This is a genomic window from Pyxidicoccus fallax (assembly GCF_012933655.1).
Lineage (GTDB): Bacteria > Myxococcota > Myxococcia > Myxococcales > Myxococcaceae > Myxococcus > Myxococcus fallax.
Genome location: NZ_JABBJJ010000391.1, coordinates 1 through 10,866, shown reverse-complemented (window position 1 = coordinate 10,866; position 10,866 = coordinate 1). Strand labels below are relative to the sequence as shown.

The following is a 10,866-nucleotide window of genomic DNA, read 5'->3' as shown; positions in this document are numbered from 1 at the left end:
CCCCCACGCTGGTCGCGGACTCCCCCGCCACCCACCCCGTGGGGCTCGAGGACACGGCGGGCACCGTCACGCTGGAGCTGCTCGTGGACGAGCAGGGCGCGGTGGCGGAGGCCGCGGTGACGGGGAGCGAGGACTCCCGGCTCGACGACGCGGCCGTCACCGCCGCTCGGGGCCTGCGCTTCTCCCCCGCCACGCTGCACGGCCAGCCCGTGGCGGTGCGCCTGCCCTTCGTCTACGTCTTCCGGGGCCGGGCCCACGCCGCCCCGCTCACGGCGGAGGTGCGGGGCGTCGTGCGCGCCAAGGGGACACGCCGTCCCCTCACCGACGCCGCGCTCCTCGTCTCCGGACAACCGGAGGCCGTCCACCCGGACGCGGAAGGAGGCTTCCTGCTCCAGCTTCCCCCGGGCACCCACACCCTGGAGGTGCGCGCCCCCGGCTACAAGCCCGCCACCTTCGAGGAGTCGCTCACCGCGGGGCAGCGGCTGGAGGTCATCTACCGGCTGGAGCCCCTCCGGGTGAACCCCTACGAGACGGTGGTGCGAGATGACCGCCCGCGCACCGAGGTCACCCGCATCAGCCTGCACGAACAGGAGATTCGCGAGGTGCCCGGGACGCAGGGAGACCCCTTCCGCGTCGTCATGCTGATGCCGGGCGTGGGCAGCATGGCCTCCGGGCTCGGCTACCCCGTCGTCCGCGGCGGCCAGCCGGCGTCCACCGGCTTCTTCATCGACGGCGTCCGGGTGCCGATGCTGTACCACCTGCTCCTCGGCCCCGCCGTCGTGCAGCCGGACTTCATCGACACGCTCGACTTCTACCCTGGCACGCCGCCCGTCCAGTACGGGCGCCTGCTCGGCGGCGCCGTCGAGGGACGCCTCTCCCGCCCACGCGAGGACCGGCTCCACGCCACGGCGACCATGGACTTCATCAACAGTGGCGTCTTCCTGGAGGTGCCCATCACCTCCACGGGCACCAGCGTCACCGTGGCCGGGCGGATGAGCTACACCGGGCTGCTCGCCTCCCTCGTGCTCAACGCCCTCTCCACTCCGGGCTCAAGCACCCTCAGTGCCGGGTTCTGGGACTACCAGGCCCGCGTCGAGCAGAAGGTGGGGGATGGACGCCTGCGCCTGCTGGCCCTCGGAAGCTCGGATGAGCTGGCGGAGCACGCCCCGGAGGAGCCGGGGCAGCTCCCCGACGGCATGCCCCTGGGGCCCTCGAACGGCTCGGGCATCATCACCCGCTTCCACCGGGTGGACCTGCGCGGCACCCACCCCTTCGCCGGAGGCGAGCTGGAGGTGGGCCTCACCGCGGGCCTGGACGAGCTGAGCCTCGTCTCCGAGCGAGGCCCTCCCCGCGTGGTGCTCGGGGAATATGGCCTGCGGGAGAAGAGCCTCGCGGGACGCATCCGCTGGTCGCGCGAGTGGAGCGAGTCGCTCCGGCTCACCGTCGGTGGCGACGTGGAGCACCGCGAGGCCACCGTGGTCGCCACCGGGACGGGCGCCCCCGCCGGCTCCGTGTACTTCTCCGACGACGACCCGCTCACCCGCCCCACGTCGGGCGCCCGGATGAGCGGGGCCTTCGCGGAGCTGCAGTGGCGCCCGTCGCCGCGGTGGATGGTCGTTCCCGGCGTGCGGGCGGATGTCTATCAATTGCTGGAAGAAGCCACCTTCACGACGCTGGAGCCCCGGCTCGCGGTGCGCCATGCCCTCACGGAGTCACTCGTCCTCAAGGCGGGCGCGGGCCTCTATCACCAGGCGCCCACCGTGCTCCTGCACCTGCCGGTGATGGACGTGTCCGGCCTGCGCCATGGCCTTCAAGAGGGAATGCAGTTCGACCTGGGCGCCGAGTGGAAACCCCACCCGAAGTGGGAGCTGAGCGCCGACGTCTTCTACAATCCCTTGCAACGCACGGTGGAGTTCGACCTCCAGCGGGTCTTCGCCAACCGGCGCCGGGGAGGCGTGGGAGCCACGACCCCGGCCGCGAGCGGCGAGGCGTATGGCTTCGAGGTGATGGCCCGTCACGCGCTCGGCGAGGACTGGTTCGGCTGGGCGTCCTACAGCTTCCTCCAGAGCCGGCGGCGGCTGGACATCCCCCGCTACGACGACCAGAACCAGCTCGTGGGGACGGAGCGAGCCACGGTGCCCTTCGCCTTCGAGCAGGCGCACGTCTTCAACGCGGCCGTCAGCCGCAAGCTGGGCCGGGGCTACACCGTGGGCGCGGTGGTGCACTTCAACACGGGCCGCCCGGAGACGGGCGAGCTGACGCCCCAGCCCATGCGCGCCGCCGAGGACGCGCAGGGGAATCCCCGCTGGGTGCGGCAGGACCGGGACCTGGCCTCGCGCCTGCCCTCCTTCTGGCGCGTGGACCTGCGCGCTTCCAAGGCATGGACCCTGGATGACGTCATGCTCGAACTCTCACTCGACCTGCTGAACGCCTCGCTCCAGCAGGAGGTCCTCTTCTACGAGTACACCTCCGAGCGCCTCACCCCGGAGGACCCGCCCATCCTTCGTCGCAAGGAGCAGGGCTTCCCCGTCGTCCTCCCCATGCTGGGGCTGAAAGGCACCTACTGACATGCGCCCCAACCTCTTCGCCGGACTCCTGCTGGTGAGCCTCTGCGGCACGGGCTGCGAGCCCTACCCCGACTCCCCTCTCTTCATCTACGGCCTCGCCCTGCGCGGGGATGGCTCGCCCTTCGGCGACACGGAGCTGTCATTGGAGGGCGGACGTGCCCCCAGCGTGTTCGGGCCGCTCGACTTCACGCCGTACGGCATGACGAAGACGCATGCGAATGGCGCCTTCGCGCTGGAGATCCTCGCGGGGGACATCCTCCCGCGGATGGAGGGAGAGGACACCCGGCTGCGCCCGAACTTCCGTGAGCGCTTCCGGGTGGCGACGCCCGTGGAGAATGGCCGGGCCACCTTCGCGTCCTTCACCCTCGCCACGGGCGGGGGCGACTCCGAGATTCCGGTGATGCGTCTCTGGGATGCGAACCTGGCGTGGGCGGACGCGCCGACCGGACGTGCGCTGACCTTCGCGCCAATCCCACCGACGCCGGAGGCTCCCCAGGGCGTGGTGGTCTCCGTGGACGAGCCGCAGGAGGAAGAGGGTGTCGGGCTGGAGGATCCGCTCATTCCCCTGTCCACGCTGCAGGTCCACGGGCAGGAGGGCCTGGTGTGGCAGGAGCACGGGGTCGCCTCACCGTGGGCCCTGGCGCCCTGGCTCGTCGAGGATGCCGCCGCGGAGGCACAGGTGCGGGTGGTGAGCGCGGGCGCCTGGAATCGCTATCCCCTGACGAGCCCCGAGGCCTGGCTCTACTTCCGGCTCGAATGGCGCAGTGAGCGGCTCCCTGTTCCGACGGGCTCGCTACGTCCCATCAGCCGGGGAGCCGCGTGTCATCCGGCGCTCGATGCGCCCTGCCCCTTCACGGATGGACACTTCGCCGAGAGGAAACCCCATGAGCTGTGGCCTCAAGCGCCCGGGACTCCCGTGCTGCCCGTGGGCGTCAGCCTCGATGCCCCGGCGCGGCTGTCTCGCGTGGTCGTCCGCAATCTCGTCACCTCGGGACATGTGCTGGTCATCGAGGGCAGCGAAGACGGGACCCAATGGACCGAGCTGGCCCGGCGGACGCTCACGGAACAGGACGGCGAGACGGGCAACAGCCGCGGCTTCCGGAGAGAGAGTCAGGCGGACAGTCCGTGGGACCCGCCGCTCCAGAACCGTGGCCGGTACTTCCTCGACATCCCCCTGTCCGGCTCACCCACGGTCCGCCACGTCCGAATCGTGCCCATGTGGCGTGGCACGTCGGCGATGGTCGTGAACTCGCTCTCGGAGCTGTCCCTCTTCGAGTGAAGCCCGACACGCGGGAATCATTCCGGATGCAACCGGATGACAATCACCGCTATCCTCGGAAAACCCTTCCACCCGGAAAGGTTCTCCAGGAGAAACAACATGCAAGCGAAGACATGGGTCATGGGCGTGATGCTGGCCGCGGGGCTGCTGACGGGCTGCGGCGCCGGAGTGGAGGAGAACACCTCGAACGAGGCGGTGTCCGACCAGGCCCTGTCGCGGTGCGAGGCGGGCTGTGAGGCTCGATTCAATTTCTGCGTCCAACGCCAGACGCAGCCGCTTGAGGTGTGCAGGAGCGAGTTCGCCTCGTGCCTCGAGAGTTGTGAGCTCAACCCGCTCTGAGTCGCTCCCGGCTCACAGGGGCCCCGGGCTTGCCCGGGCCCCTCGTCCGTCTTCATCACCGAGGGAACTGCACCACCGTGGTGTCGGACTGCTCCTGGTGTGCCTCGGTCCGCTCCAGGGCGAAGTGGGCGACCTTCCGCCAGAGCGTGGTGAAGTCCCCTTCGGCGAATCCAGAATTCGAGCCCAGCAGGTCGTACTGGCGGAAGGCGAAGAAGTCCCCACTCCGCGTGGCCGGTGGTGAGTGGAAGTGGCCGAGGACGTCCGCGTGGTCACCGTCGACGAGGAAGCTGTGGGTCTCGTCCGGCCAGACCTGGGAGACGGAGTTGACGAAGCCGTCATTCTCCGTGGGCCGCAGCGTGCGCTGACGCCGTGGGTTCATCAACTCGCGCACCGTGCGGAGCTGAAGCCGCTCGGGAGGGTCCAGCGCCGTCAGCCCGTACGTCAACGCGTAGAGCGTGGGCACCCGCCCCTGGGCTGGCGGAGGCTTCGCGGCGACGGTGACGATGGAGCGCACACGGATGCGGCGCTCGCGCAGGAAGCGCGTGTCCGCCGTGTAGTCCTCCGCGTCCTGGTGGGCGGGGCTGGCGGGAGCACCTTGTGGCGGCTTGCAGGGGTCCAGGTCCGTGATGGCGTTGAAGTCGGTCCCCATGTCCAACAGCCAGCGCAGCAGCTCGAAATAGGCGCTGCGCGCCATGGCGCGTTCGAGGCTCCCCTGGGCGATGTACGTCCCGCGCAGGGTGTCGAGGATGGCGTCCACCCAGTCGGGAGCCTGGGCGGAGCGCGCGATCAGCTTGCCGAGCCGGCCCAGCTGGCCGCTGCCGAACTCGCCGGACGCACGCAGCGAATGGTAGGCCCCGAGCAGGATGGCCCGGCAGGCCGTGCGGCGCAGCCGCGTGCGGCTCAGGTGGTAGGCCAGGGCGGTGCCGCGATGGGGCGTGGAGAGGAACTGCGCCGAGACGATTCTGTCCAGGACCGCAGGCCAGGAGCCGCCCATGTCTCGCGCATCCCGCTCGTACTGCACGCGGTAGTCGGTGAGCAGTTGGCGGATGTCCAGCCCACCGGTGGAGTGGCCGATGAGGTGGATGCGGTCTTCCGGAAGGATGTTCAGCCGGTCCCACAGCGCCGCGAGCCAGAGCTGGAGCCGCTGGGCCCGCGTCTGGACGCTGGCCGTGGGCAGGTTGGGGAAGTAGTGCACGGACAGCTCCGAGGTGGCCTCGAGCTCGCGCAGCACCTCGGTGACGCCGTGGTAGTAGCGCAGTGTGCCCAGTGCATCGAAGCCGCCGAAGCCTGGGATGAGCACCAGGTGGTCGCGGCCCTCGGCCTGACTTCCTCGCTCATGCGCTTGCTCCGGGTGCCCGGAGTTCCTCGGACGTCTCGCCATCTCGACCTCCGCCGTGGCCTGCCGGGGGCCGACACCTCGGCCCCTTGCCTGCCCCGATAGAGTGTTGTCGTGGCGTGACGGGCGCACCACGTATGGAAGGGCCATGGACGGCTCAGTTCTTCACATGTGCTCCGCCCCGAGGCCGCGCCCACGCGCCACCACACCGGCCCACGTGAAGCTTCAATGACATTTCTGACAGAGTCGCCGGCCCGATGGGCTACGTCTGGGTCCCCTCCTCCCACACGCAGTACGAAGCCGCGGCTGACGGCACCACCGGCCCGGTGACGCGCGCGCCGCGCTTCATCGAGTGGGATGGCTGGCAGGGCTTCCCCCACTTCGACGACTGGCTGCGCCTCCTCATCGAGCGCTTCCTCGCGCCATGGGGCTACACGCTGAATGGCCGGGTGACCTGGCAGGGCGAGGACGAGGAGGACCGGGGCGCGCTCATCGTCACGGACAACGTGCTCACAGTGGAGCGAGAGGACGCACCGGAGGAGCTGGAAGAACAGGCCCCTGAAGAGCCACCACCGGACCTGTTGGAGCAACTGAAGCACGCGGACGTGGCGGTGCGCCGCGAGGCCATTGCCGCATTGGTCAGCATTGCCCCGGACCATCGCCGCACGCTCGAAGTCCTCCGGGCCGTGCTGCGCGAGGACGCGCACGAATGGGTCCGGCTCGACGCGGCGGAGGCGCTGGGCGGCCTGGGGGCCTCCGCGCGGGAGGCCACTCCGGAGTTGCTCCGCGCCCTGGAGGACCCGAACGAGCCGGTCGCCGCCGCGGCGGTGTGGTCCCTGGGGGAAATCGGCAATCCCTCCCAGGGCGTCCGGGAAGCACTGGAGCGCGCGAGCCGGAGTCCTCGATTCGGGGTTCGCTTCCGCGCGGAGGAGGCGCTGCGGAAGCTCCAATGACCTGCTACGCCGCCACCGGCCGCGAGGCCTCGGACGGGCGAGCCTCCTGGTTGAACACCGCCCACTCCTTCCGCAGCCGCTGGAAGAGGTCGTAGAGCGGAAGCCCCTGGGATTCGTACCGGCCCTGGTGGTGCTCCAGGATGTGGCGCAGCAGCACGAAGCAGACGGTGGCCTCTCCAGCGGTCTCCAGCGTGGTGAACTGGCCCGGGTCCGTGAACCACAGCGTGGTGGGCATCTGACAGGCCTGCTGCGCCACTGACACCAGATGCGGGCCAGGCTTCATCCACGGATGCGCGGCGAAGAGCCGCGGACGGTTCAGCGTCAGCGAGTAGATGAGGTTCGACATGCGCCGGTGCTCGAACCGGGGGTCGTGGTACACGCGGTTGAAGACGAGCCCTCGCACCCGCTTCATGAACACGCTGGACGTCAGCGCCAGCAACGAGGTGCCACGCAGCACCACCATCTGCGCGAACTCCAGCACCGTGAGCTTCTGGAACGACGGCCAGGCGTTCAGGTCCATCTGCTTGCGGAGCAGCGCATTGACGTCCTTCACGCGCAGGCGGAGCCACACCAGCGCCACCGCCACCGCGGCGGTCAGCGCGCCGGGGACGAGGTACAGCAAGGCGTCCCCAGGGTTCCACGTCCCCTCACGGATGTCGTCGACTCCGCGCCAGGCGAGGCAGACCGCGGATGCAAGGCACAGGAAGAACATCGCCCAGCCCATCCACGAGACCCCATTCAGCGTCACCCAACCGCGCTTCGTCGGGTTCTCGGGGACGTCGTACATCCGCGTGTCCTTCGTGCTGACGTCCGAGATGAGCAGCGTGGGCGCCGTCTTCGCGTGGTCGAACGCCATCAGCAGGCTGTCGACGCCCTGGTTGTCGTAGATGCCGCCGTCCATCAGCGGCAGCCCCCCGTCGAAGCCCGGCCCCAGCTCCCCGAGCGCGGACGCGAGCGGAAACTCCCGGGACCAGTGGAACTGCTGCGGGAAGACCAGGGGCTCGAAGCCTCCGGGGAAGCAGGACGACGCGGCCGCGATGTCCGCCAGTCGGACGTGCTGCGCCACGGAGCCCGGCAGCTTGTAGTTGACGTTGCCCTGGAGCGCCTTCGGGTCACTGCTGCGCCGGAAGCGGAAGTCCAGGCCGGTGTGGAACTCGGTGGAGTTGAAGATGAGCTCCTGGAACCGGAGGCCGCTCGCGCCCATCACCTCGCCAAAGCGGCGGTCGCCGAGGAAGTCGGGCCGCGCATAGACGTCCGCCGCGGAGCGGATGAGGCTGGCCCACTTGTGGCTCTCATGGTCCCGGTCCGAGGTCAGGCCATTCAGCGCCTCGGCAATCACGTTCGTCCGCTTCAGGTACGCCGACCAGGAGTCGTAGAACTCCGGGAACGACTTGCCGTCGACCTGACTCACCACCCAGGCCAGACCGGTGAGCGTGCCGCCCGACACGGTGGACAGCCCCACGACGTCGGGCAGCAGCCCCACCCCGTCCAGGAACCGCAACGTGCCCAGGTGGAACGCCGCCGCGCGATAGCCACCGCCGGACAGCGACAGCGCGAGGGGCCCCAGCGGGCCATACTGACGGGAAGTGTCGGGAGACGGGGCGTCGTGGCTCATGAGCGTCCTCGGCCGGATGGGTGCCCATCCGCGGGGTGGCGATACCGGGATGCTATCGAGCAAGGCCCATGCCGTACGAGAGGGCCCCCTGCGCCAGTCGAGTCAGCAAGGCCGGGAAGGTGACGGCCCCTCGGGTCCGCGTGCGGTTGGAACGCCGTGCGTCCCAGCCGTACGCGGTTCCACCCTGCCGGCCCGACGAGGGGCACCCCGCTCCTCCGCCGCCCCTACGGCCCGACGTTCACCGACACCGGCAGCGCCGTGTAGTTCGTCGTCGTCGTGTAGCGCCGGGCCCAGGCCACCGCCCGGTACGTGTCCGCGGGTGCGGCCCCGAGCGGCGCCTGGAAGGTGACCGCGCCGTACGTGCTGTCCTTGAAGACGGGCTGGCAGGCCCCCGACACGTACGCGCCCTTCCCGCGAGTGCCCCCCACCCGGTGGTAGCGCCCCGCCGTCTGCGACCAACGGTAGAGGCTGAGGTACCACTCCGTCTTCGCGCAGTCCTCCTGGGACAGTCCGGCCAGCGGCGTGCTCGCGGTGACGGAGTACGTCGTCGTCACGGGGCGGGCCGTCACGGTGACGTCGGCCGCGTACATCGTGCAGCCGGTGCCGTGGTACACGATGCCATCGCTGTGCCCCTGCGCCGCCGCGCCGGACACCGTCAGCGTGTCCTCGGCGGTGGTGTCGATGAGGCACGTGTAGTGGGCCTTCACCGCGTTCGCGATGGCGGTCGAGTAGCCGTTGCGCGCCGTCGCAGACTGCTCGAGCTGCAAGCCCTTGCGGTCCTTCGCGAGGCGGTTGATGAAGTTGGACTCCTCGTTGCCCTTGAACGTCGGAGGGTCGGGCTCCACGACGAGGTTCGACCCACGCAGCGCATCGTCGAGGACCTCCGCCACGCCCTCGCGGAACACGAGGTCCTCGCGGCCTCCCACCAGGATATCGATGGGCAGCTCGGGGTCGTCCTTGTAGCCGTGGAACGACACGGCATATCGGAAGTCACGCCCCATGACGGCGCCCAGGCTCGGGAAGCTGTGCTCGTTGAAGTCCGTGGAGGTGATGTGCCAGTGGTTCTTCGCGTCGCCGGACGAGGAGTGCCAGCCCTTCACCCGCCAGGTGGACACCTTGGATGTGGCCACCGGCGCGATGAGCTCCACCTGGTCCGACGTCTTCATCTCGATGTTGCCGCCGTGTGGCGCCGTGTAGATGAGCGTGTCGTTCTGCCCGTCATCCGCGAGCCGCTCGATGACGTCGTTGGGCTTCGTCACCTGCATGTTGTTGAGCGTGGCCTCGGTATCCGTGGGCGCATGCCAGGTGACGCCGTTCCTGTCGCTGGCGGCGCCATGCATCGCGGAGAGCACCACGCCCGCGTCCTCGGCCATGTCCAACCGGGAGATTCCCTCCCCATGCATCACCACGGTGCCGCCGTCGGTGGCGCGGGTGACGGTGCACAGGCCCTCCTGGAGCGCGGCGCCGGAGCCCATCCGCACGCGGAGCTGCCGCCCCACGCCGCTGCCCAGCTGCGTGAGCACCGCCTGCGGCACGTGGCAGTGCTCGGAGTAGCCGTACCCGGAGAAGTCCACGCTCGTGCCCTTGCCGAGCGTCAGCGTCCCGGACTGCAGCTGCGTCCGCGTGCTCGCGTACTCGTCCGCGCTCGCGGAGTGGACGCCGCCCTCGCAGCCCGTCAGCCCCAGTGAAACCACGACTCCCCAACCCATGAAGCGAAGCGCTGTGGCGTGCATGTCCCTACCCTGTCCTTCGGCCCTTGCACACCGAACGAAGGGGGGCGGAAATCTTCCCGCGCCGTCAGCGCCCGTGCGCCTCCACGAGCGCGACGACCTCCTCCGCGCAGCCCCAGGACAGCGTGACGCCCGCGCCCCCGTGCCCGTAGTCATGCACCACGGTGCGCCCGCCCACGCGCTCGGCCTCCACGCGCACCACGGGACGTCCCGGGCGCAGGCCCACCTTGTGCTCCACCACGTGCACCCGCGTCCCCGGCGGCAGCAGCCCCGCGGTGCGCGCCAGGATGCCGTCCACCTCTCTCGGGTCCGGCTCCAGCGACGCGTTCCCCTCCTCCGCCGTGCCCCCGAGGATGCAGTCACGCGAGCGGGGAATGACGTACGCGATGCGGTCCGCCTCGTCCGCGAAGATGAAGCGGTCCACTGGCGGCGGCTCCACGCGCAGCACCTCGCCCCGGATGGGATACAGCGACTCGTCCCCCACCAGCGCGCGAGCACCGAGGCCCGTGCAGTTGACCACCACCGGCGCGCGCGCCCACGCCTCCTCCAACGAGCGCACCTCCCGCTGGACGACGCGCCCGCCGAGCGCCTGGAAGCGCGCCATGAGGAAGGGCAGGTAGCGCGGCATCTCGATGACGGGCGCGCTGAAAGCGTAGCCGTCCACGAACCCCGGCGGCAGCTCCTCCGGCCGCGCCCGGCGGAAGTCCGGCACGCTGTCGCGCCACCACGGGTCCTCCACCGGCGCGCTGAACGCCTCCACGCCGGAGACCCTCAGGATGCCGGCCTCGGGGTGCTCCTGCCCCAGGGCCTGGAGCACCCCGTACGTGCGCTTCGCCCAGGCATTGACGCGCTCCTGTGGCCCGGCGCGGTACGGGTACCACACGGCCGCCGCCACATCCGACGTTGTGTGTGGCGATACCTCGCGCGCCCACAACTCCACGGAATGGCCAGCCTCGGCGAGCCGGATGCCACACGACAAACCCGAGACACCGCCTCCCAGGACGAGGATGAACATCCTCCTACCCTACCTCCCCTGCCCCCCGGGCG

At 70.2% G+C, this 10,866-nt stretch carries 8 protein-coding genes; 4 read left to right on the top strand and 4 right to left on the bottom strand.

From position 1 onward, the window contains the following. The 3 genes from HG543_RS46075 to HG543_RS46065 form a co-directional block, all read left to right on the top strand. Positions 1 to 2,567: TonB-dependent receptor domain-containing protein (locus HG543_RS46075; RefSeq protein WP_169351332.1), on the top strand; the 2,567-nt coding region annotated here is incomplete at its 5' end. Between the two features lies 1 nt (position 2,568). After that, positions 2,569 to 3,846, top strand: a complete 1,278-nt coding sequence (locus tag HG543_RS46070; protein WP_169351331.1) for a hypothetical protein — start codon at positions 2,569 to 2,571, stop codon at positions 3,844 to 3,846. Between the two features lie 99 nt (positions 3,847 to 3,945). Continuing rightward, entirely contained in the window at positions 3,946 to 4,185 is a 240-nt protein-coding gene (locus HG543_RS46065) for a hypothetical protein (RefSeq protein ID WP_169351330.1), read from the top strand. Between the two features lie 55 nt (positions 4,186 to 4,240). Here the strand turns inward: HG543_RS46065 and HG543_RS46060 are convergent, their stop codons facing one another. Continuing rightward, positions 4,241 to 5,566 carry an esterase/lipase family protein gene (locus HG543_RS46060; RefSeq protein ID WP_246357778.1) on the bottom strand — a complete coding sequence of 442 codons (1,326 nt, stop codon included), beginning with the start codon at positions 5,564 to 5,566 and terminating at the stop codon, positions 4,241 to 4,243. Between the two features lie 212 nt (positions 5,567 to 5,778). On the opposite strand from HG543_RS46060, the gene HG543_RS46055 reads away from it, so the two are divergent. Beyond that, entirely contained in the window at positions 5,779 to 6,474 is a 696-nt protein-coding gene (locus HG543_RS46055; RefSeq protein ID WP_169351329.1) for a HEAT repeat domain-containing protein, read from the top strand. A gap of 4 nt (positions 6,475 to 6,478) precedes the next feature. On the opposite strand, the gene HG543_RS46050 is transcribed toward HG543_RS46055, so the two are convergent. The 3 genes from HG543_RS46050 to HG543_RS46040 all read right to left on the bottom strand — a co-directional run bounded on the left by HG543_RS46050 (position 6,479) and on the right by HG543_RS46040 (position 10,834). Then, positions 6,479 to 8,089, bottom strand: coding sequence for a patatin-like phospholipase family protein (locus HG543_RS46050; protein WP_246357777.1), 1,611 nt, complete (start codon positions 8,087 to 8,089; stop codon positions 6,479 to 6,481). A 224-nt stretch (positions 8,090 to 8,313) separates the two neighbouring features. Continuing rightward, positions 8,314 to 9,822, bottom strand: a complete 1,509-nt coding sequence (locus tag HG543_RS46045; protein WP_169351328.1) for a poly-gamma-glutamate hydrolase family protein — start codon at positions 9,820 to 9,822, stop codon at positions 8,314 to 8,316. A gap of 64 nt (positions 9,823 to 9,886) precedes the next feature. After that, a complete protein-coding gene (locus tag HG543_RS46040; RefSeq protein ID WP_169351327.1) occupies positions 9,887 to 10,834 on the bottom strand; it encodes an FAD-dependent oxidoreductase in 948 nt (315 codons plus the stop codon). Between the last annotated feature and the right edge of the window lie 32 nt (positions 10,835 to 10,866).

Coding starts and splice junctions, on each gene's coding strand:
- HG543_RS46070 (WP_169351331.1), top strand. CDS start 2,569: ATGCGCCCCAACCTCTTCGCCGGACTCCTGCTGGTGAGCCTCTGCGGC.
- HG543_RS46065 (WP_169351330.1), top strand. CDS start 3,946: ATGCAAGCGAAGACATGGGTCATGGGCGTGATGCTGGCCGCGGGGCTG.
- HG543_RS46045 (WP_169351328.1), bottom strand. CDS start 9,822: ATGCACGCCACAGCGCTTCGCTTCATGGGTTGGGGAGTCGTGGTTTCA.
- HG543_RS46055 (WP_169351329.1), top strand. CDS start 5,779: ATGGGCTACGTCTGGGTCCCCTCCTCCCACACGCAGTACGAAGCCGCG.
- HG543_RS46040 (WP_169351327.1), bottom strand. CDS start 10,834: ATGTTCATCCTCGTCCTGGGAGGCGGTGTCTCGGGTTTGTCGTGTGGC.
- HG543_RS46050 (WP_246357777.1), bottom strand. CDS start 8,089: ATGAGCCACGACGCCCCGTCTCCCGACACTTCCCGTCAGTATGGCCCG.
- HG543_RS46060 (WP_246357778.1), bottom strand. CDS start 5,566: ATGGCGAGACGTCCGAGGAACTCCGGGCACCCGGAGCAAGCGCATGAG.